Consider the following 20,527-nt stretch of genomic DNA (forward strand, 5'->3'; position numbering starts at 1 on the left):
CGTCTTTGCGTACCGGACGGAGGGGAGCGGCGCGGTGGTTCGGTGCGACGCTATATGGCGCGCACCACCCCCTGCGGCAACGCATGCCCGATCCGGCATCCCCGCTTCAGCAGGGATGGTTCTCTCCCCGGCGCACGCAGGTGATCTGCGCCATGATCGAGATGGCGATCTCGGCGGGGGTGACGGCACCGATCGACAGGCCCACCGGGCCGCGGATGTGCTGCACCTCGGCTTCGCTCAGGCCTTCGTCGCGCAGGCGGTCGAGACGGAGCGCATGGGTGCGCTTGCTGCCGAGAGCGCCGACATAGAAGGCGGGAGACCGCAGGGCTGCGATCAGCGCCGGGTCGTCCAGCTTCGGGTCGTGGGTCAGGGTGACCACCGCCGTGCGGACATCGGGCTTCAGTTCGGCCAGTGCCTCGTCCGGCCAGGCATGGTTCAGCTTGATGCCGGGAAAACGGGCCTCGGTGGCGAAGGCGCTGCGTGGATCGATCACCGTCACGTCGTAGCCGGCGAGCACGGCCAGGGGGGCGAGCGCCTGGGCGATGTGGACCGCACCGACAAGCAGCAGCCGCATCGCCGGATTGTGGACATGCACGAACAGGCGGAAGCCGTCCTCGTCCTGCGGGTCGGTCAGCAGGCCGGACCGGTCCTGCCGGATGCGCCGCCGCACCTCGTCGAGCAGGTCGGCTTCCAGGCCGAAGCCGCCATGGGCCGTATCCTCGTAGACCAGGGTCTGCAGACCGGTGTTGAGGTCGGTCACCAGGGCAACCGGCATCGCCGCGGCCTTTGCCGCCAGCAGGCGGTCCAGAATCTCGCGTTTCATTCCACGGCCTCGACATAGACCTGTACCTGCCCGCCGCAGGCCAGCCCGACTTCCCAGGCCATCTCGTTGGTAACGCCGAAGGACAGGAGGCGCGCCTCGCCGTCCTCCATCGTCTTGGCCGCCTCGTGCGCCACGGCGCCCTCGATGCAGCCGCCGGAGACCGAGCCGGCCATCGCGCCGTCGGCGTCGATGGCCATCTGGCTGCCGACCGGCCGCGGCGACGAGCCCCAGGTCGACACCACGGTCGCCAGGGCCACCCTGCGGCCGGCTGCGCGCCATGCGGCCGCCTGTTCCACGATGTTGTCCGCCATCAGGGTGTCGTTCATCCCGCCGCCTCCTTCAACCAGCGGCGCATAGCCGGAGCACGACGCGGACCGTCGGCCGACAGGGCGCCGGCCAGATCCGCGAGGCTGTTCAGGCTGTGGGCCGCACGAAAATCGTCCACATGCGGCAGCAGCGCCCGGATCCCCGAAGACCTCGGTGCGAAGCCTTCCCAGCGCAACAAAGGATTCAGCCAGACGAGCCGCCGACAGCTTTTGTGCAGCCGTTCGGCCTCGTCCGCAAGCCCTTCCCCTGCATCCCTGTCCAGCCCGTCGGTAATGAGGAGGACCACCGCCCCCTGGCCCAGAACCCGGCGCGCCCAATGGCGGTTAAAGGCATGCAGCGCCGTGCCGATGCGGGTGCCGCCCGACCAGTCGGCGACCGCTCCCGACACCGCATCCAGCGCCACGTCTACGTCCTTATGTCGCAGGTGGCGGGTGATGTTGGTCAGCCGCGTGCCGAACACGAAGCTGTGGACGCGGTCGCGGTCGTTGGTCACCGCGTGCATGAAATGCAGCAGCATCCTCGAATAGCGGGTCATCGATCCGGAGATGTCGCACAGCACCACCAGCGGCGGCGGCCGGGTGCGCCGCCGCTTGCGCGCCAGCGCCGCGAGGTCGCCGCCGGAGCGCGGCATGCGCCGCAGGGTGGCGCGCGGGTCGACACGCGGGCCGGCCGGGTCGGGACGGAAGCGGCGCGTGGTGACCTCCGCCAGCGGCAGGGCGAGGCGGGTCAGCAGGCGCCTCGCCTGCGTCATCTCCTCCCCCGTCATCTTCTCGAAATCCTTGTCCTGCAGCCGTTCGGCGGCGGAGACGGTGAAGGAGGCATCGAGGTCGATCTGGGTCTTCTCCGGCTCCTCCTGCCCGGTGTCGGCGCCATGCAGCGCCTCGGCCAGACGCTGCGCCATCTCGGGCCGGTCGGGCGGCGCGTCGGTCCTGACCTTGGGCAGCATCAGCGACATCATCCGCTTCAGGATGTCGGGGTTGCGCCAGAAGACGTGGAATGCCTGGTCGAACAGCTCGCTCTGGTCGCGGCGGTTCACGAAGACGGCGTGCAGCGCCCAGTAGAAGTCGGTGCGGCTGGCAAGCCCCACCGCCTCCACCGCCTCCACCGCCTGCAGGACTTTTCCCGGCCCGACCGGCAGGCCGGCGGCGCGCAGCGCCCGGGCGAAATGCATGAGGTTGAGGGTAAGGCGCCCGGCCGGAACGGCGTCGGTCATCGCCCGGTCACCGCGCCGTGGTGGCGGCCAGTTCGGTCTTGACCTGGGTCAGGATGCGCGCCGCCTCGCTGCCCTGGATGCGGGCGATGTCGTCCTGGTACTTCAGCAGCGTGCCCAGCGTGTCGTTGATGACTGACGGCTCCAGTTCGAGCTGGTCCAGTTCGACCAGCGCCTGCGCCCAGTCCAGCGTCTCGGCGACGCCGGGCGCCTTGTAGAGGTCCATGCCGCGCAGGCTCTGCACGAAGCCCACCACCTGGGCGGCCAGTCGGGCATCGGCCTGCGGCGCCTTGACCGCGACGATCTCGCGCTCCCGCGCCGCCGAGGGATAGTCGACCCAATGGTAGAAGCAGCGCCGTTTCAGGGCGTCGTGGATCTCGCGCGTGCGGTTGGAGGTGAGGATGACGACCGGCGGTTCCGGTGCATGGACGGTGCCGAATTCGGGGATGGAAACCTGGTAGTCGGACAGGATCTCCAGCAGGTAGGCTTCGAAGGGCTCGTCGGTACGGTCGAGCTCGTCGATCAGCAGCACCGGCGGCCCGGCAGGGTCGGGCTCCAGCGCCTGCAGCAGCGGGCGCTTGACCAGGAAGCGTTCGGAAAACAGGTCGGCGGCCAGCGTGTCGCGGTCCTGCCCGCCGCCCTCCCGACTTCCGGTCGCTTCCACCAGCCGGATTTCCATCATCTGGCGGGCATAGTTCCACTCATAAACGGCGGAGGAGGCGTCCAGCCCCTCATAGCATTGCAGCCGCAGCAGCCTGCGGCCGAGAGTCTCCGACAGGACCTTGGCGATTTCGGTCTTGCCGACCCCAGCCTCGCCTTCCAGGAACAGGGGGCGCTTGAGCTTCAGCGCCAGGAACAGCGCGGTCGCCAGCGAGCGGTCCGCGACGTAATTGCCGCGGGTGAGAAGCGCCAGCGCTTCATCGACGGAGGCGGGGAGGGGAATGGTCATCAAGTACCTTGAGGGTGGATGAGACACGCCTCCCCCAGCGGCGTGACCTGAGGCACACAGCAAGACATCGATAAGTCACCGGAATGGGAGGATTTCCTTGCCGGCTCCACACAGGGTCATCTCCGTGCAGCCAAATTGCCCTGGCTTCGGCGAACTCCCCCTCCTAACCTCCCCCGCTTTGCGGGAGAGGTTAGGAGGGGGCAATTTCACTGCCTAGGCACCTTCGGAAAGGTGGCCGGGACAACCCTTCATCCAGTGAGTTACGCAACGTCGAAATATGGGCACCAGGTGGCGGGATGGGGGAGGGAGATCACGTCGGGCAACCTTATCACCCGGCAGCGGCAACGGCACGTTTGGCCATTACGGTGACGAGATGCGCGCGGTACTCGGCGCTGGCGTGGATATCCGCGTTCAACCCGTCGGCCTCCACCGACAGGCCGTTCAGCGCGTCGGCGCGGAAGTCGGCGGCGAGCGCGCTCTCGAACGCCTCGGCGCGGAAGACCGAGCCGGCGGCGCCGGTCACCGCCACCCGCACCTCGCCGCCGAACCTCGCGACGAAGACGCCGACGATGGCATAGCGGCTGGCCGGGTTGCGGAACTTGGCGTAGGCCGCCTTGTCCGGACGGGCGAAGCGCACCGACTTGATGATCTCGCCCGGCTCCAGAGCCGTCTCGAACATGCCGGTGAAGAAGTCGTCGCCGGCGATGGTCCGGCGGTCGGTGGTCACCGCCGCCTTCAGCGCCACCACCGCCGACGGATAGTCGGCCGACGGATCCGCGTTGGCGATGGAGCCGCCGAGCGTGCCCATGTTGCGGACCTGGCGGTCGCCGATGCCCTCGGCCAGGCTGGCCAGCGCCGGGATCACCCGCTTCACCAGATCGGAATGGGCGACTTCGGCGTGGCGGGCAAAGGCGCCGATCTCCAGCCCGCCGTCCGCCTCGCGGATCCCCTTCAGCTCCGCGATGCCGCCGAGGTCGATCAGGTCCGAGGGCTGGGCCAGCCGCTGCTTCAGCGTCGGCAGCAGGGTCTGGCCGCCGCCGAGCAGCTTGGCCTCCTCCGCCTGGATGGCGGCGGCCGCATCGGCCAGGGATTTGGGCCGTTGGTACGTGAACGCGTACATGTTCTGCCTCCTTCTTGGTCCGCCGCCTTATTCCGCCGCCATGGCCGGCGTCGCCTCGCGGATGACGCGCCAGACCTTCTCCGGGGTCGCCGGCATGTCCATGTGGGTGACGCCGTAGTCGGACAGCGCGTCGACCACCGCATTGATCACCGCGGCGGCCGCACCGATTGTCCCGGCCTCGCCGCAGCCCTTCACGCCCAGCGGGTTGTGGGTGCAGGGCTGGTCCTCGTGGTAGCGCACGGTGAATGAGGGCACGTCGTCGGCCCGCGGCATGCAGTAGTCCATGTAGGAGCCGGTGACGAGCTGGCCCGACTCCTCGTCGTAGACGCAGTTCTCGAACAGCGCCTGGCCGATGCCCTGCACCAGACCGCCATGCACCTGGCCCTCGACGATCAGCGGGTTGATGACCCGGCCGAAATCGTCCACCGCGGCGAAGTTGACGATGGTGGTGACCCCGGTGTCGGGGTCGATCTCCACCTCGCAGACATGGCAGCCGTTGGGATAGGTGAAGTTCTTGGGGTCGTAGAAGGCCTGCTCGTCCAGCCCCGGTTCCAGCTCGTCGAGCGGGAAATTGTGGGGGACGTAGGCCTGCAGCGCGATGTCGCCGATGCCCAGGCTCTTGTCGGTGCCGGCGACGGTGAAGCGGCCGTCCTTGACCTCGATGTCGGTTTCGGCCGCCTCCAGCATGTGGGCGGCGATCTTCTTGGCCTTGCGCTCCACCTTGTCCATCGCCTTCACCAGCGCCGACCCGCCGACGGCGAGCGAGCGCGAGCCGTAGGTGCCCATGCCGAAGGGGATCTTGTTGGTGTCGCCGTGGACGATCTCGACATTCTCGATCGGGATGCCGAAGCGCTCGGCGACGATCTGGGCGAAGGTGGTCTCATGCCCCTGGCCATGGCTGTGGGCGCCGGTGAAGACCGTCACCGACCCGGTCGGGTGGAACCGGACCTCCGCGCATTCGTAGAGGCCGGCGCGGGCGCCGAGCGCGCCGGCGACGTTGCTCGGCGCGATGCCGCAGGCCTCGATGTAGGTGGCGAAGCCGATGCCGCGCAGCTTGCCGCGGGCGCGGGAGTCGGCGCGGCGCTGCCGGAAGCCGTCGTAGTCGACCAGCGGCAGCGCGATGTCGAGGTTCTTGGCGAAGTCGCCGGTGTCGTACTGCAGGGCCACCGGCGTCTGGTAGGGCATCGCCTCGGCGGGAACGAAGTTGCGGCGGCGGATCTCGGTCTTGTCGAGCCCGACGACGCCGGCGGCGACGTCGACCAGCCGCTCGATCAGGTAGCAGGCCTCCGGCCGGCCGGCGCCGCGGTAGGCGTCGACCGGGGCGGTATGGGTGAAGACCGCCTTGACCTCGGCATAGATCGCCGGGGTCTTGTACTGGCCGGCCAGCAGCGTGGCGTAGAGGTAGGTCGGGATCGACGGCGCGAAGGTCGACAGGTAGGCGCCGAGGTTGGCCAGCGTCGAGACGCGCAGCGCCAGGAAGTTGCCGTCGGCGTCCATCGCCATCTCGGCGTGGCTGACATGGTCGCGGCCGTGGGCGTCGGTCAGGAAGCTCTCGCTGCGGTCGGCGGTCCATTTCACCGGCCGCCCGACCTTGCGCGCCGCCCAGGTGACCACCGCCTCCTCGCCGTAATGGAAGATCTTGGAGCCGAAGCCGCCGCCGACGTCGGGGGCCACCACCCGCAGCTTGTGCTCCGGGATGCCCAGCACGAAGGCGCCCATCAGCAGGCGGGTGACGTGCGGGTTCTGGCTGGTGGTGGTCAGCGTGTATTCGCCGTTCGACGGGTCGTACTCGCCGAGGGCCGCTCGCGGCTCCATGGCGTTCGGGACGAGGCGCTGGTTGACCAGGTCGATGGTCGCCACATGGGTGGCCTGCGCGAAGGCCGCGTCCACCGCCGCCTTGTCGCCGAGGTGCCAATCGTAGCAGACGTTGCCCGGCGCATCGTCGTGCACCAGCGGCGCCGAACCGTCGATGGCGCGGGTGGAGGTGGCCGCCGCCGGCAGCTCCTCGTAATCGACCACCACCGCCTCGGCGGCGTCGCGGGCCTGCTCGCGGGTCTCGGCGATGACCACCGCCACCGCGTCGCCGACATAGCGCACGCGGTCGCGCGCCAGCGGATAGTGCGGCGGCTCCTTCATCGGCGAGCCGTCCTTGGAATGGATCTGCCAGCCGCAGGGCAGGCTGCCGACCTTGTCGGCCTCCATGTCGGCCCCGGTGAGGACGGCGACCACGCCGGGCATCGCCAGCGCGCCCGACGCGTCGATCCCCAGGATGCGGGCATGGGCGTAGGGGGAGCGCACATGGACCGCATGGGTCATGTTCAGGCGCTTGAAGTCGTCGGTGTAGTTGCCGCGGCCGGTCAGGAAGCGCTGGTCCTCGCGCCGGCGCACGGACGCGCCGATGCCGTTGGGGTTCGCCATCTCGTGTTTCCTCCCACAGGAACGCAGACGATGAGGGAATGCCTGTTCTTCTTCGAGGCAGCGCGGCGTTATTCGGCCGCGACCGCCGCCGGCTGCGCCGCGCTCATCGCCTCGGCACCCGCCTTCACCGCCTTGACGATGTTGTGGTAGCCGGTGCAGCGGCAGATGTTGCCCTCCAGCCCCTCGCGGATCTCGGCTTCGGTCGGGTTCGGATTCTCGCGGACCAGGTCTACCGCGCTCATCACCATGCCCGGCGTGCAGAAGCCGCACTGCAGCCCGTGGTGCTCGCGGAAGGCTGCCTGCATCGGGTGCAGCGTGCCGTCGGCCGCCGCCAGCCCCTCGATCGTCGTCACCTCGGCGCCGTCGGCCTGGACGGCCAGCGCGGTGCAGGACTTCACCGACCGTCCGTCGACATGGACCACGCAGGCGCCGCACTGGCTGGTGTCGCAGCCGACATGGGTACCGGTCAAACCAAGATGTTCCCGCAGGAATGTGACGAGCAGCGTGCGCTCCTCCACCTCGCGCGAGACCGTCTTGCCGTTGACGGTCATCGAAACGGTACAGGACATCGAATTACCTCCCGCTGGCTTAAGTCTGGCTTGCAGTCGCTTGGCGTGCAGTTGGGACTTTTCACTGTCGTCGACGCGCCGGGAGCAGGGGCCGGATGGTGTCCGCTTCGGTCGGCGGTCTTGTGCCACAAGGATAGGGGGCCTTCGCCCGCCGAGGTCAAGGAGCTCCTGCATTCCTTGGCCGAAAGAATGGTATCTCAACGGTCATCATATCGGATTGTACGTACTGGCGCGCAATTTTGTGGCGCGTTACAGTCGGTTGCGGCAGCCCGCGCACCTTGGGCCTTTGACGCCGCCATACGAACAACGCCGCCGGGCAACCGCCCGAACGCGGCAATGATGATGGGGAGAGCCAGCAATGAATCGCCAAACGATGAAACGTCATGCCCTGGTCCTGTGCACGGCCGTCGGGCTGGGTCTGGCCACCCTGCCGGCCAAGGCGGAGACCTTCATCACGGTGCTGACCGGCGGCACCAGCGGCGTCTACTACCCGCTGGGCGTCGCACTCTCCAACGTATACGGCAAGGCGCTGCCGGGGGCGAAGGTGACGGCGCAGGCGACCAAGGCGTCGGTGGAGAACCTGAACCTGCTCCAGGCCGGGCGGGGCGAGATCGGCTTCACGCTGGGCGATTCGCTGAGCGACGCCTGGAAGGGCAACGAGGAGGTCGGCTTCAAGCAGAAGCTCGAGAAGCTGCGCACCATCGCCGCCATCTACCCCAACTACATCCAGGTGGTCGCCAGCAAGGACTCCGGCATCAAGACGCTGGCCGACCTGAAAGGCAAGCGGGTGTCGGTCGGCGCGCCGAAGTCGGGGACGGAACTGAACGCCCGCGCCATCTTCGGCGCCGCCGGACTGACCTACAAGGACTTCGCCAAGACCGAATACCTGCCCTTCGGCGAATCGGTCGACCTGATCAAGAACCGCCAGCTCGACGCGACGCTGATCTCCGCCGGGCTGGGCGTGGCGGCGATCAAGGACCTGTCCGCCTCGCAGGAGGTGACGGTGGTCAGCATCCCGGCCGATCTCGTGCAGAAGGTCGGCGACGCCGCCTACATCGCCGAGACGATCCCCGCCGGCACCTATCCGGGCCAGGCCGAGGCGGTGCCGACCGCGGCCGTACGCAACCTGCTGGTCAGCCATTCCGGCGTTTCGGACGACGCCGCCTACGCCATGACCAAAACGCTGTTCGAGAATCTCGACGCGCTGGCCGCCGCCCATGTCGCTGCCAAGCAGATCAAGCTCGACAAGACCGCCACCCAGTCGCCGGTGCCGCTGCATCCCGGCGCGATCAAGTACTACAAGGAAAAGGGCCTGATGTGATCGACAGACGGGCGGAGAAGCCGCAGTGAGAGCAAAAAAGAACGAGGCGGATGCCGAGATCCGCCAGGCCATCGACCGCGAGAATCCCGCCACTGTCGCCGCCTTCGAAGGCTTCGACGGCCGGGCGGTGTTCGTGATCGCCGTCGCCTTTTCCGCCTTCCAGATCTGGACCGCCGCCTTCAACCCGGTGTCGACCATGGTGGTCCGGGCGGTCCATGTCGGCTTCCTGCTGCTGATGACTTTCACGTTGTTCGGCTTCCGGCAGACCGCAGAACGCAAGCGGGTGCCGTGGTACGACTGGATCCTCGGCCTGACAGCTTTCGCGGTCGGGCTGTACCACTACGTGTTCGAGGTCGACCTGATCCAGCGGGCGGGCGATCCCAGCACCACCGACCTCGTCGTCGGCACCGTCGCCGTCGCGCTGGTGTTCGAGGCGGCGCGGCGCATCATGGGGCTGGCGCTGCCGATCATGTGCGGCGTCTTCATCCCCTATGCCCTGTTCGGCCGCTATCTGCCCTTCGGGCTGGGGCATCGCGGGTACGACGTCGACCAGGTGATCGACAACCTCTACCTGTCGACCGAGGGGATCTACGGCACGCCGACCTTCGTGTCGGCCAGCTACATCTTCCTGTTCATCCTGTTCGGCGCCTTCCTGGAACGCGCCGGCATGATCAAGCTGTTCAACGACGTGTCGCTCGGCCTCGTCGGCCATGCCAAGGGCGGGCCGGCCAAGGTGGCGGTGATCTCGTCCGGCCTGATGGGCACCATCAACGGGTCGGGCGTCGCCAACGTGCTGACCACCGGCCAGTTCACCATCCCGCTGATGATGCGCTTCGGCTACCGCCCGGCCTTCGCCGGCGCGGTCGAGGCCACCGCCAGCATGGGCGGCCAGCTCATGCCGCCGGTGATGGGAGCCGCGGCCTTCATCATGGCCGAGACCATCGGCGTGCCCTACAGCGAGGTGGCGATGGCCGCCGCCATCCCGGCGATCCTCTATTTCGGCAGCGCCTTCTGGATGGTCCATCTGGAGGCGGGGATGCGCAACCTCGTCGGCCTGCCCAAGGACCAGTGCCCGAGCGCGCTGCGCGCGGTGGTCGAGGGCTGGTACCTGATCCTGCCGCTGGCGGCGCTGGTCTACCTGCTGTTCTCCGGCTTCACGCCATTGTTCGCCGGGGTGATCGGCATCGCGGCGACGGCGGCGCTGATCCTCGGCACCACCATCGTCGGGACCCTCGGCCCGATGGCCCTGCGCGTCGCCTTCTGGGTCGCGGTCGGGCTGGTCGCCGCCGGACTATGGAAGCTGGGCTTCCGGACCGAGCATCTGGCCTTCACCATGGTGGTCCTGCTGGTCATCCCCTGCCTGCTGTTCAGGGGCGGCCGCGAGACGCTGGCGCTGGTGGTGAACAGCATCGCCGACGGCGCCAAGAATGCGGTGGGCGTCGGCGTCGCCTGCGCCCTGGTCGGCGTGCTGATCGGCATGATGACGCTGACCGGGCTCGCCTCCAGCTTCGCCTCGACCATCGTCGACTGGTCGGGCGGCAACCTGCTGGCGGCGCTGGTGCTGACGATGATCGCCTGCATCGTGCTGGGGACCGGTCTGCCGACGACGGCGAACTACATCATCACCGCCTCGATCGCCGCCCCGGCCCTGCTGACCATGGGCGTGCCGCTGATCGTCAGCCACATGTTCGTCTTCTATTTCGGCATCATGGCCGACCTCACCCCGCCGGTGGCGCTGGCGGCGCTCGCCGCCTCGTCGATCTGCAAGGCCGACCACATGGAGATCGGCTGGATCGCGACGCGGGTGGCGATGGCCGGCTACGTCGTGCCGTTCATGGCGGTCTACGACCCGGCGCTGGTGCTGCAGACCGGCGACTGGCTGGCCGTGGCCTACATCTTCTTCAAGGCCTGCATCGCCATCGCCCTCTGGGGAGCCGCGACCATCGGCTTTTTCTGGACGCCCCTGCCGCTGGCGGCCCGGCTCTATGCGGCGGCAACCGCCTTCCTGTTCGTGGTGGCGCTGCCGATCTCCGACGAGGTCGCCTTCGTCATGACCGGCCTGTTCCTGCTGTGGCAGCACCGCCGCCGGAACGCGCCGACCGCCGCCGCCGCGCTGTGAGGTGAGCGGCCTGTGCCTGTTCGCCCTCGGCGGCGCGCTGCTGGCGGCGGTGCCGGGGACGGACTTCACCCTGTCCTGGACCCACTCCATCGAGAAGACCGAATGGCGCGAGCGCTGGACGGTCGAGGACGGACGGCTGCGGCCGCTGGAGGCCCGCATCCGCGGCACCGGGGCCGGCATGGAGCCCGGCCCCGGCGCCCGGCTGACGGCCGACGGCTGGCTGTCCTGGGTGCCGGACCTGCCGCCGCAGGATGCCGTCACGCTCGCGGCCTCCGGCTTCACCGGGGAGCACCGGCTGTGCGCGGGTGCCGACTGCCGGCCATTGTCGGCCTGGACCGGAATGGCCGACCATCCCGTGACGATGCGGGCCTGCCGGTGAGGGGGGCGGGCAGGGAGAGGGGCGGGCTGCCGCCTACGAAAGTTCGTGTGATCAACGACCCTTCCGGCTTGGCTTAGGCTGCGCCAGTCCGCATACTCCCGTTCCTTCCGTCAGCCTGCCGTCCGGACCGATGATCAATTTCCCGATGCCCCGCCGCCGTCCGTCCCCGTTCCCGGCCATTCTCGCGGCGACGCTTGCCGGCGGCGGTGTCCTGCTGGGCGCGGGCGGCGCCCTGGCCGCGGAGGTGGCGGCCGAAGTCGCCCAGGGCGGCGTGCCGCACCTGGACGGCCGGCTGATGGGCGCCCTCTGGGTGCTGCCCTTTGCCGGCGTCCTGCTGTCGATCGCCCTGTTCCCGCTGCTGGCGCCGATGGTCTGGCACCATCATTTCGGCAAGATTTCCGCCTTCTGGGCATTGGCGTTCCTGGTGCCCTTCGCGTCGGTCTTCGGTGCCGACCTGGCGGCCTTCGAACTGCTCCACACCCTCCTGCTGGAATATGTCCCCTTCATCGTGCTGCTCACCGCGCTGTTCACCGTGGCCGGCGGCGTCCGCCTGACGGGATCGCTGGTGGGAACGCCGCTGGCCAACACGGTGGGGCTGGCGCTGGGCACGGTGCTCGCAAGCCTGATGGGCACCACCGGCGCCTCGATGCTGCTGATCCGGCCGCTGCTGCGCGCCAACGAATACCGCCGCGACAAGGTCCACACCGTGGTGTTCTTCATCTTCCTGGTGTCGAACGTCGGGGGATCGCTGACTCCGCTGGGCGATCCGCCGTTGTTCCTGGGCTTCCTGAAGGGCATCGACTTCTTCTGGCCGACGGTTCATCTGCTGCCGCCGATGGCCTTCCTGTCGGTCCTGCTTCTGGTGATCTATTTCGCACTGGACGTCTTCCTGCACACCCGCGACCCCGGCAAGCACCCGCTGATCGAAGGCGTCCACGAGCGCGAGCCGATCCGCATCGAGGGCTCGGTGAACCTGCTGCTGCTGCTGGCGATCGTCGGCGCGGTGCTGCTGAGCGGCGTCTGGCATCCCGGAAGCGCCGTCACGCTGTACCACGTGACGGTCCCGCTGGAGACCATCGTGTCGAACCTGCTGCTGCTGGGCATCACCGGACTGTCGCTGGCGCTGACCAGCGCACAGAGCCGCCGCCTGAACGGTTTCAGTTGGGGACCGATCCTGGAGGTGGCGAAGCTGTTCGCCGCCATCTTCCTGACGATCATCCCGGCCATCGCCATCCTGCGGGCGGGGACTGACGGGGCGCTGGGCGCCATCATCGCCGCGGTGAACGACGGCGGCAAACCGAACCCCGCCGCCTATTTCTGGGCGGCGGGCATCCTGTCGAGCTTCCTGGACAACGCCCCCACCTACCTGATCTTCTTCAACACCGCCGGCGGCGACGCCCACACGCTGATGACCGACCTGTCGCTGACGCTGACTGCGATCTCGGCCGGTGCCGTCTTCATGGGCGCCAACAGCTACATCGGCAACGCGCCCAACTTCATGGTCAAGGCGATCGCCGAGGAGCGCGGCGTCGCCATGCCCAGCTTCTTCGGTTACATGGCCTGGTCCTGCGGCATCCTGGTGCCGCTGCTCGCCCTGACCACGGTCGTCTTCTTCCTGTAAGTGGGAGGGCGGGGACGCCCCCCGCCACCCTTGTGGAGCGATGCCTTGGGCTGGCGATGCCGCGGGCTTCGGGAGCCGGTGGAGCATGTCGTCTCCATCAGGCACACCGCGATCTGCAGGTTATCGCTTTCCTCACAGCCGACATCCCGATGATTCCCGGAGCCGCGATAGCGATAGCCATGGGCTGTCGCCGCCGCGCACGAGGCCATTTTTGTCTCCTGCAAATAGGGCCGCCACCCGCAACCGATCGTGGGCTGGACCGTTATTCCTGCGACGACGCCTGTCCGCCGCCGGTTTCGACGGACGGAAGGGCAAAAGGTTTGGAGGAAAGATCGGTGCCGACGGGTCTCAACAGGAATGCCGCAAACCACGCCAGAACTGCGAACGCCCCGTCACCACCTGGCCACCTCCATTCCCTCACCCCGCTGAGGGGCATCGCGGCGTTATGGGTGGTGCTGTACCATTACGCCTTCCAGTATTTTCCCAACATCCACCCCGAGCGCTACACGCATCTGCTGCAGAAGGGATACCTGGCAGTCGACCTGTTCTTCATGCTGAGCGGTTTCGTGCTGACCCACGTCTATCACGATGCGTTCAGCCGGCCGGCCCAAGGCACCCGTTTCCGGGGGACCTACTGGAACTTCCTCAAGGCGCGCATCGCCCGCCTCTATCCCCTGCATCTCGCGGTGCTGCTGCTGTTCGTGGCGACGGCGCTCGCCTTTCGCACGGTGGAGTATGCCGCGACCGGCACCTTCCAGCCGATCCCGTTGCAGGGGGCAGAGTCGGTCGGTGCGCTGGTCGCCAACCTGCTCATGGTCCAGGGCCTGTATGCGAGCATGCTGAGCTGGAATTATCCGGCCTGGTCCATCAGCCTGGAATTCATGGCCTATCTGGTCTTTCCCATCGCCCTGCCGCTGGTCTGGCGGGCGAGCGGCCGCGTCCAGGCCACTCTGGCACTCGCCGCCTTCGCCGCGCTGGGTGGTTTGGCATGGCTGACCCAGGACAACCTCAACCAGTGGGACGGGCCGCAGACGCTGCTGCGCTGCCTGCCGGAGTTCCTGCTGGGAACGCTGCTGTACAGCGCCTACCGCTGCGGCCTCGCCACGTCCCTGCTGTCGCGCGACGCGACGGCCGCCGGGTTGGCGCTGGCGATCCTGCTGCTGCTGCACCTGAACGGACCTGACCTGCTGGCGGTGCCGCTGTTCGCCCTGCTGATCCTGGCAGCGGTCGCCAATCGCGGGCGGACGGCGCGGATGCTGAACATCCGCCCGCTCGTCTGGCTGGGCGACGTCTCCTATTCGCTCTATCTTCTGCATGGCTTCGTCGAATACGCCACCACGCGGCTGCTGATGCTGGGTCCGGGCATCCATGACCGCAAGGCGCTCCCCGGCGGTTGGTCAGTGGCTCTGCTGCTGGCGATGGTGGCGGTCTGCCTGCTGGTTGCCGGCCCCGCCTACCGCCGCATCGAGCTGGCAGGCCGCCGCTATCTGCGCGACGGCCTGTCCTTCGCCCGGCTTTCGCCGGGAGGCGCCAGGATGCAGAGCGCCGTGCAAAGGGCCGCTCAGACGCCGAACGGGTAGGTGTCCGGTACGCCGCTGCGGGCATGCCCCGGCCCCAGCGGCGTCACCGCAGTGGTCCGATCGAACCAGACATAGGCGTCGAACTGTCCCGGCAGGCTGGCCTCCGAGTAATGGCTCAGCAACTCGGTTTCCGGGCGGTAGATCACGCCGATGAAACGCTCCAGCCGCGGCGTCGAAAGGGCGCGCCGGACCGCCTCGTTCCGCTCCGCCCGGAGGTCGAGCAGGAAGCGGGAAATGCCGGTGTCGTGGCACAGGCGCTCGTAGCTGTCGTCGCGCGACGGCCGCACCGCCTTCACCTCCATCTCGCCGTCCCAGTCGCTTGCGGCGGCGACGGTGCCGCCGTGGGTGCCGAAGCCGATCAGGGCGGCCGCATCGCCGAAGCGCTCGCGGCAGAGCTGGCCGATGTTCAGTTCGCCGCGGGTGATGCCCATGTCGGTCTGACGGGCATCCCCGATGTGCGAATTGTGCGCCCACACCACGGCCTTCACCTGCGGCCCCCTGGCCTCCAGCAGGTTTTCCAGCGTTTCGAACATATGGCTGTCCCGCAGATTCCAACTCTCCGCGCCGCCGTAATACATGATGCGGTAGTAGCGCTCGGCCGAGGTGACGAGACGGGCACTCTGGAGGGCATCGAGGAATCGGTCGCCGTCGCCGGAGGCATAGTCCAGCCGCTTCGCCAGCAGCGCCCGGCACTGCTCGATCACCGCCGCCTCGCAGCGGCGGAAGCCGCCGGTCAGTGCGGCCCGCCCGTAGGTGGCCGGATCGCGCTGCCAGGGGGTCAGGCAGCCATACCGTTCGCGCGCCGTCGCGGCAGCCTCCGGGTCGATCTGGTTCAGGTAGTTCAGCACCGCGGCGATGGAACCGCTCATGTTGTAGATGTCCAGCCCATAGAAGCCGGCCTGCCGTTCCGGCGCGAGCCCGCGGTTGCGGGCGTGCAGCCAATCCAGGAAGTCCGCGACCTCGGTGTTCCGCCACATCCAGTCCGGAAAGCGCCGGAAGGGAGGTTCCTCCGGCCGTCCGCCGTCCCGATGGCGGACATAGCGGTCGACGGCCGCGGCGTCTGGCCAATCGGCCTCGGCGGCGACAATGGTGAATCCATGCTCCTCGACCAGCCGGCGGGTGATGGCGGCCCGGGCGCGATGGAACTCCGAGGTGCCGTGGCTCGCTTCGCCGAGCAGGACAACGCGGCGATCGCCCCAGCGGTCGAACAGCGCGCCGAACCCCGGATCGCCGGGGTCGGGCAGCGGTTCGGCGGCATCGGCGATCATCTGAGGCACGGCGGGCGTCGCGCCCCCGCCCGGTCGGACGGAGGCTTGGCCAGGACCTCCGCCGGCCGCGTCTCCGTCGCCCTCCGTCCAGCCCTGCGCGCCGATCAACGGGACGAAGGAGACGCGCTCCCGCTCCTCCCGGTCGAAATCGTCGTCGCCGCGCCGGACCAGCTTCACCAGTGTCTGGTCGCGCCTCGCCCCGACGGGCATCACCAGGCGCCCGCCGATCGCAAGCTGCTCCATCAGGGCGCGTGGCACGTCCGGCCCGCCGGCGGAGACCAGGATGGCGTCGAAGGGAGCTTGGTCCGGCCAGCCTTCGGTGCCGTCGCCGGTGCGCACGGTCACATTGCCATAGCCGAGTTCCTGCAGGCGGCGCTGGGCCGACTGGGCGAGGGTGGCATGACGCTCGACGGCGAAGACATGGCCGGCGTCCGAGCCGCTTTCCCTACCGCCGGAAGCGGCGACGATGTGCGCCAGCACGGCCGCCGCATAGCCGGACCCGGCACCGACCTCCAGCACGCGGTTGCCGGGCGTCACCTCTGCCGCCTCGATCATGGTGGCGACGATGCTGGGCTGGGAGATGGTCTGCTCCTCGCCGATCGGCAGCGGGGCATCGTCATAGGCGAATTCCGCCATGTCCGACCGGACGAACCGGTCGCGGGGGACCGCCCGCATCGCCTTGAGTACGGCGTCGCTGCGGATGCCGCGGCGCGCGATCTGCGTATCGACCATGCGCTGGCGGAGCTGGTTGACGTTGGCCACGGCCGTCTCCCCGGGGCAGGACACAAAATTGACCAACAGGGACGGGACGAACCGCGTTCCGTGCCGTACAAGCGACGGCGATACAAGACCTCGGGCGGACCGGAAGGCTGGAAGAAAAAAGCGCCCGGCATGCGGAGGGCAGCCGGGCGCATCAAGGCAAAACGGGTAACGTCATCAGCAGACAACGATGCAATCGGGAGATCGATCGTGCCTGTACATTGGCATCTCCGGAGGCAGGGTCCCTTGACCGCGGTCAAGCTGTCGGGGGACGACCGGCCGTCCATGCGGCATTAGGCTTTGCCGCCGCATGGTGCCGCGGTTTACGGTCCGCCGCGCCAGCCGCATCTTTCAGCGACGGCTTCCTTCAACAGGGATTTCGATTTGATGACTGCCTGCCCCTGCGGCTCCGGCCGCGCGTATGACGACTGCTGCGGCCCCATCCTGGCCGGGGCGCCGGCCGCAACGGCCGAGGCGCTGATGCGGTCACGCTACACCGCCTTCGTGCGAGGCGACATCGACCATATCGAGCGGACGCTCGCCCCGGAAAAGCAGGATGGCTTCCGCCGGTCTGAAGCGGAGCAGGTGGCCCGGGAGTGCGAGTGGAAGGGCCTGAACGTCATCCGGGCAGCGGAGGACGGTGACAGCGGCACCGTCGAGTACCTGCTGCAGTTCGTCCGCGACGGCGAGGAACTTCCGCTCCACGAACGGGCGAATTTCCGCCGGGAGAACGGGGTGTGGTTCTATGTCGACGGCGTGCTCAATCCCAAGGAGGCGCCACGCCGGGTCGTCAAGGTCGGCCGCAACGATCCGTGCCCCTGTGGGTCGGGACGCAAGCACAAGGCCTGCTGCGGGCGCTGATGACCCGGGCCGCTGGTAGCACCGCTACTGCGTGAAGAACATCGCGGCGAAGACGGCGGCGGTGGCCATCAGCGCCGTCGCCAGGCCGCCGCGGCCGAGCGCCCCCTGCCGGTGCAGCGCCACGGCGACGCCCGCCACCGCCAGGGCGGCCAGGACCAGCCCGAGCTTCGCGTCGGTCATGGCGTGCCTCCCGGCCCGATCCAACCGGCCTGGCCGGCGGCATAGACCAGCAGGATGGCGCCGGCCAGGGCCGCCAGCGCGCCGGTGAACGCCCGCGCCCAGGCGGGCGAGCCCGCCAGTTCCAGATAGTGCAGCAGGATTTCCCGTCCCTTCGCCACCGCCAGCGCCAGAAGCAGCGCGGCGCCGGTAATGCCCGTGGCGCCGCCCGCGCCGGCCGCCGCGCCGTGACGGGCGAACAGCAGCGTGACGGCGGACAACCCGAGCAGCAGGAACCAGGACAGGGTGAGCCGGTCGAACCTCATGTCCGTACTCCTTATCGGATCAGGTAGACGAGCGGATAGAGCAGCACCCAGACGAGATCGACCATGTGCCAGAAGGCGGCCCCCGTCTCCAGGTTGTCCACCAGCGTCTCGCGCCCGGAGAAACCGACCAGCGGCAGGATCACCATCCCCGCCGCCACGTGCAGGGCGTGGAAGCCGGTCAGCAGGAAATAGAGCGTGTGGAAGCCGCCGCTGTCGATGGTCAGGCCGGCGCCGATCAGGTGGGCGTATTCGACCGCCTTGACCGCCAGGAACACCGCCGCCAGCAGGGCCGCCGCCGCCAACGCCAGACGCGCCTGCGACGGCGCGCCGCGCCGTCCGGCGGCCACCGCACGGGCCGCAAGATAGCCGCTGGTCACCAGCACCATCGTGTTGACCGCCCCCAGCGTTCCGTCGAGGCCGGCCTGGCCGGCGGCGAACCCCGCCGGGTCGAACGCGCGGGCCACCGAGAAGCCCAGGAAAGCCGCGCCGAACGCGGCAAGCTCGCTGACGATCAGGATCCAGATCATCAGGTTGCCGGGCAGGGCGGCGGGTGGGCCGTCCGTGCGCTCCCGTATGCCGGTGGTCTCCATGTCGGTGATCGCCATCTCCGTTCCTTTCCCTTTCCTGAGCGGCAGGGTAGGGCGGGGGGTGCCGCCGCTGCTTGACCGCGGTCAAGGAATGACCTCCCGCCGCGCTCAATTATTCGCCCGACCCGTGGCGGACGACGCCGCGACGCCCGGCTCCAGGCCATCGGTTCGCCAGCAATGGCCGCCGGCCGGCGCCCGCGGCCTCGCGCCCCCGATGCCTTCCGAACCACCTTCGTGCTTTCAGGAATCCCCGGCGATGACCGAACGCTTCACCAAGGCGGCCGCGCGCAACATCTTCTATGGCGGATCGCTGTTCTTCTTCGCGACATTCATCGCGCTGACGGCGCTGAGCCACAATTACATCAACAACAGCAGCACCGACACCAAGTCGCTGACCGACGCCGTCGCCCGCGGCAAGCATGTGTGGGAAAGGAACGCCTGCATCAACTGCCACACGCTGCTGGGCGAGGGCGCCTATTTCGCCCCGGAGCTCGGCAATGTCTGGCTGCGCTATGGCGGCGACAAGGATCCCGAGGGCGCGGTGACGGCGCTGAAGGCCTGGATGGCGGCGCAGCCGTCCGGCATCGAGGGCCGCCGCCAGATGCCGCAATTCCACCTGACCGACCAGGAGGTCGAGGACCTCGCCGCCTTCCTGGAATGGACCAGCCGGATCAACACCCAGAACTGGCCGCCCAAGCTGTCGGGCTGAGGAGATTTCGATCATGAAGTACGAATCGCAAAAAGTCGCCCTCTATTACTTCGCGGCGGCCATGGGGCTGTTCGGGGTGCAGATCCTGGTCGGGCTGCTGGCCGGCGTCGTCTATGTGCTGCCCAACACCCTGTCCGAACTGCTGCCCTTCAACATCCTGCGGATGATCCACACCAACGCGCTGATCGTCTGGCTGCTGATCGGATTCTTCGGCGCCGCCTACTACCTGATCCCGGAGGAGGCGGAGACCGAACTGCACAGCCCGAAGCTGGCGCTGGTCCAGCTCGGCCTGTTCGTCTTCGGGGCGCTGGCCGCCGTCGTCGGCTACCTTTTCCGCATCCATGAGGGGCGGGAGTTCCTGGAGCAGCCGACCTGGATCAAGGCCGCCATCGTGGTCGTCGCGCTGATGTTCCTCTACAACGTCACGCTGACGGTGCTGAAGGGCCGCCGCACGGTCATCACCAACATCCTGCTGGTGGGCATGTGGGGCATCGCGGTCTTCTTCCTGTTCTCCTTCTACAACCCGGCCAACCTGTCGCTGGACAAGATGTACTGGTGGTACGTCGTCCACCTGTGGGTCGAGGGCGTGTGGGAACTGGTGCTGGCCTCCATCCTCGCCTTCCTGATGATCAAGATGACCGGCGTCGACCGCGAGGTGGTGGAGAAGTGGCTGTACGCCATCGTCGGGCTGGCGCTGTTCAGCGGCATCCTCGGCACCGGCCACCACTATTACTGGATCGGCACGCCCGGCTACTGGCAGTGGATCGGCTCACTGTTCTCCACGCTGGAAGTCGCCCCCTTCTTCACCATGGTCGTCTTCGCCTTCATGATGGTGTGGAAGAGCGGCCGGCGGCACCCGAACAAGGCGGCGATGCTGTGGTCGCTGGGCTGCGCGGTCTTCGCCTTCTTCGGCGCCGGCCTGTGGGGCTTCCTGCACACGCTGGCCCCAATCAACTACTACACCCACGGCACCCAGGTGACGGCGGCCCACGGGCACCTCGCCTTCTACGGCGCCTACGTCATGATCAACCTCGCCATCATCACCTACGCCATGCCCTACCTGCGCGGCCGGCAGCCCTACAACCAGATCCTCAACATGTGGAGCTTCTGGCTGATGAGCGGCGGCATGGCCTTCATGACCTTCGCGCTGACCGTCGCCGGCGTGGTGCAGACCCATCTGCAGCGCGTCATGGGCATGGACTACATGGAGGTCCAGGCGCAGATCGCGCTGTTCTACTGGATGCGGCTCGGCGCCGGCGTCGCCGTGGCGGCGGGCGTGCTGCTCTACCTCTACGCCATCTTCGGCCCGGCGCGCGAAGAGCGGCCGGCCTCGATCCCGACCAGCTACCAGCCGGCCGAGTGACGCCCATCCCGGTCCCCGCCGCCCGCCGGATGCCAAGCATCCGACGGGCGGCGGGGACCGTC

The 20,527-nt window shown here is 68.4% G+C and carries 19 protein-coding genes; 8 read left to right on the plus strand and 11 right to left on the minus strand.

Translation table 11 applies throughout. The features are described 5' to 3' along the window. Nucleotides 1–106 precede the first annotated feature (106 nt). The 7 genes from J2850_RS18390 to J2850_RS18420 form a co-directional block, all read right to left on the minus strand. Nucleotides 107–823, minus strand: a complete 717-nt coding sequence (locus tag J2850_RS18390; protein ID WP_209984356.1) for an XdhC family protein — start codon at nt 821–823, stop codon at nt 107–109. After that, nucleotides 820–1,149: an XdhC family protein gene (locus tag J2850_RS18395; protein WP_209984359.1), complete on the minus strand. Its 330-nt coding sequence runs from the start codon at nt 1,147–1,149 to the stop codon at nt 820–822. The genes J2850_RS18390 and J2850_RS18395 overlap by 4 nt, the downstream gene beginning before the upstream one ends. Beyond that, on the minus strand, nt 1,146–2,363 hold the full coding sequence (locus J2850_RS18400) for a vWA domain-containing protein (RefSeq protein WP_209984362.1): 1,218 nt from the start codon (nt 2,361–2,363) through the stop codon (nt 1,146–1,148). The genes J2850_RS18395 and J2850_RS18400 overlap by 4 nt, the downstream gene beginning before the upstream one ends. Before the next feature lie 7 nt (nt 2,364–2,370). Beyond that, the gene (locus J2850_RS18405) at nt 2,371–3,309 is read right to left on the minus strand and encodes an AAA family ATPase (protein WP_209984365.1); all 939 of its coding nucleotides are present in this window, start codon (nt 3,307–3,309) and stop codon (nt 2,371–2,373) included. Nucleotides 3,310–3,637: 328 nt separating this feature from the next. Further along, on the minus strand, nt 3,638–4,429 hold the full coding sequence (locus J2850_RS18410) for an FAD binding domain-containing protein (RefSeq protein WP_209984368.1): 792 nt from the start codon (nt 4,427–4,429) through the stop codon (nt 3,638–3,640). 27 nt (nt 4,430–4,456) lie between these two features. Then, nucleotides 4,457–6,847 carry a xanthine dehydrogenase family protein molybdopterin-binding subunit gene (locus tag J2850_RS18415; protein WP_209984371.1) on the minus strand — a complete coding sequence of 797 codons (2,391 nt, stop codon included), beginning with the start codon at nt 6,845–6,847 and terminating at the stop codon, nt 4,457–4,459. Nucleotides 6,848–6,915: 68 nt separating this feature from the next. After that, nucleotides 6,916–7,416 (minus strand): (2Fe-2S)-binding protein, encoded by a 501-nt coding sequence (locus J2850_RS18420; RefSeq protein WP_209984372.1) that lies wholly within the window; start codon nt 7,414–7,416, stop codon nt 6,916–6,918. A 373-nt stretch (nt 7,417–7,789) separates the two neighbouring features. On the opposite strand from J2850_RS18420, the gene J2850_RS18425 reads away from it, so the two are divergent. From J2850_RS18425 to J2850_RS18445, 5 genes are all read left to right on the plus strand, one after another. Beyond that, a complete protein-coding gene (locus tag J2850_RS18425; protein WP_209984375.1) occupies nt 7,790–8,737 on the plus strand; it encodes a TAXI family TRAP transporter solute-binding subunit in 948 nt (315 codons plus the stop codon). 25 nt (nt 8,738–8,762) lie between these two features. Continuing rightward, entirely contained in the window at nt 8,763–10,856 is a 2,094-nt protein-coding gene (locus tag J2850_RS18430; protein WP_209984379.1) for a TRAP transporter permease, read from the plus strand. Nucleotide 10,857: 1 nt separating this feature from the next. Beyond that, on the plus strand, nt 10,858–11,235 hold the full coding sequence (locus J2850_RS18435) for a DUF1850 domain-containing protein (RefSeq protein ID WP_209984382.1): 378 nt from the start codon (nt 10,858–10,860) through the stop codon (nt 11,233–11,235). A gap of 145 nt (nt 11,236–11,380) precedes the next feature. Next, on the plus strand, nt 11,381–12,856 hold the full coding sequence (locus J2850_RS18440) for a sodium:proton antiporter (RefSeq protein ID WP_246513199.1): 1,476 nt from the start codon (nt 11,381–11,383) through the stop codon (nt 12,854–12,856). 335 nt (nt 12,857–13,191) lie between these two features. Then, complete coding sequence (locus tag J2850_RS18445) at nt 13,192–14,436, plus strand: acyltransferase family protein (protein WP_307354434.1); 1,245 nt, start codon at nt 13,192–13,194, stop codon at nt 14,434–14,436. Here the strand turns inward: J2850_RS18445 and J2850_RS32335 are convergent. Then, nucleotides 14,418–16,466 (minus strand): protein-L-isoaspartate(D-aspartate) O-methyltransferase, encoded by a 2,049-nt coding sequence (locus J2850_RS32335; RefSeq protein WP_209984389.1) that lies wholly within the window; start codon nt 16,464–16,466, stop codon nt 14,418–14,420. The genes J2850_RS18445 and J2850_RS32335 overlap by 19 nt on opposite strands. A gap of 384 nt (nt 16,467–16,850) precedes the next feature. Here J2850_RS32335 and J2850_RS18455 point away from each other — a divergent pair, with 384 nt between their 5' ends. Continuing rightward, entirely contained in the window at nt 16,851–17,324 is a 474-nt protein-coding gene (locus J2850_RS18455; protein WP_209984392.1) for a YchJ family protein, read from the plus strand. A 24-nt stretch (nt 17,325–17,348) separates the two neighbouring features. Here J2850_RS18455 and J2850_RS18460 read toward each other — a convergent pair whose 3' ends face one another. From J2850_RS18460 to J2850_RS18470, 3 genes are read right to left on the minus strand one after another with little or no spacing between them, the layout of a single operon-like run. Continuing rightward, nucleotides 17,349–17,504 (minus strand): hypothetical protein, encoded by a 156-nt coding sequence (locus J2850_RS18460; RefSeq protein WP_209984395.1) that lies wholly within the window; start codon nt 17,502–17,504, stop codon nt 17,349–17,351. Further along, nucleotides 17,501–17,806 (minus strand): cytochrome C oxidase subunit IV family protein, encoded by a 306-nt coding sequence (locus J2850_RS18465; RefSeq protein ID WP_209984398.1) that lies wholly within the window; start codon nt 17,804–17,806, stop codon nt 17,501–17,503. Before J2850_RS18465 ends, J2850_RS18460 begins: the two co-directional genes overlap by 4 nt. Before the next feature lie 11 nt (nt 17,807–17,817). Then, on the minus strand, nt 17,818–18,411 hold the full coding sequence (locus J2850_RS18470; RefSeq protein WP_209984401.1) for a cytochrome c oxidase subunit 3: 594 nt from the start codon (nt 18,409–18,411) through the stop codon (nt 17,818–17,820). Nucleotides 18,412–18,649: 238 nt separating this feature from the next. Between J2850_RS18470 and J2850_RS18475 the strand changes: the two genes are divergently transcribed. Together J2850_RS18475 and J2850_RS18480 are read left to right on the plus strand one after the other, a co-directional pair. Continuing rightward, nucleotides 18,650–19,102, plus strand: coding sequence for a c-type cytochrome (locus J2850_RS18475; protein WP_209984404.1), 453 nt, complete (start codon nt 18,650–18,652; stop codon nt 19,100–19,102). Between the two features lie 13 nt (nt 19,103–19,115). Beyond that, nucleotides 19,116–20,465 carry a cbb3-type cytochrome c oxidase subunit I gene (locus J2850_RS18480; protein WP_209984407.1) on the plus strand — a complete coding sequence of 450 codons (1,350 nt, stop codon included), beginning with the start codon at nt 19,116–19,118 and terminating at the stop codon, nt 20,463–20,465. The last annotated feature ends 62 nt before the right edge of the window (nt 20,466–20,527 follow it).

The organism is Azospirillum picis (assembly GCF_017876115.1).
In the GTDB taxonomy this organism is placed as follows: Bacteria; Pseudomonadota; Alphaproteobacteria; order Azospirillales; family Azospirillaceae; genus Azospirillum; species Azospirillum picis.

Coding starts and splice junctions, on each gene's coding strand:
- J2850_RS18460 (WP_209984395.1), bottom strand. CDS start 17,504: ATGACCGACGCGAAGCTCGGGCTGGTCCTGGCCGCCCTGGCGGTGGCG.
- J2850_RS18390 (WP_209984356.1), bottom strand. CDS start 823: ATGAAACGCGAGATTCTGGACCGCCTGCTGGCGGCAAAGGCCGCGGCG.
- J2850_RS18465 (WP_209984398.1), bottom strand. CDS start 17,806: ATGAGGTTCGACCGGCTCACCCTGTCCTGGTTCCTGCTGCTCGGGTTG.
- J2850_RS18415 (WP_209984371.1), bottom strand. CDS start 6,847: ATGGCGAACCCCAACGGCATCGGCGCGTCCGTGCGCCGGCGCGAGGAC.
- J2850_RS18395 (WP_209984359.1), bottom strand. CDS start 1,149: ATGAACGACACCCTGATGGCGGACAACATCGTGGAACAGGCGGCCGCA.
- J2850_RS18425 (WP_209984375.1), top strand. CDS start 7,790: ATGAAACGTCATGCCCTGGTCCTGTGCACGGCCGTCGGGCTGGGTCTG.
- J2850_RS18470 (WP_209984401.1), bottom strand. CDS start 18,411: ATGGCGATCACCGACATGGAGACCACCGGCATACGGGAGCGCACGGAC.
- J2850_RS18420 (WP_209984372.1), bottom strand. CDS start 7,416: ATGTCCTGTACCGTTTCGATGACCGTCAACGGCAAGACGGTCTCGCGC.
- J2850_RS18475 (WP_209984404.1), top strand. CDS start 18,650: ATGACCGAACGCTTCACCAAGGCGGCCGCGCGCAACATCTTCTATGGC.
- J2850_RS18400 (WP_209984362.1), bottom strand. CDS start 2,363: ATGACCGACGCCGTTCCGGCCGGGCGCCTTACCCTCAACCTCATGCAT.
- J2850_RS18455 (WP_209984392.1), top strand. CDS start 16,851: ATGACTGCCTGCCCCTGCGGCTCCGGCCGCGCGTATGACGACTGCTGC.
- J2850_RS18440 (WP_246513199.1), top strand. CDS start 11,381: ATGCCCCGCCGCCGTCCGTCCCCGTTCCCGGCCATTCTCGCGGCGACG.
- J2850_RS18405 (WP_209984365.1), bottom strand. CDS start 3,309: ATGACCATTCCCCTCCCCGCCTCCGTCGATGAAGCGCTGGCGCTTCTC.
- J2850_RS18480 (WP_209984407.1), top strand. CDS start 19,116: ATGAAGTACGAATCGCAAAAAGTCGCCCTCTATTACTTCGCGGCGGCC.
- J2850_RS18410 (WP_209984368.1), bottom strand. CDS start 4,429: ATGTACGCGTTCACGTACCAACGGCCCAAATCCCTGGCCGATGCGGCC.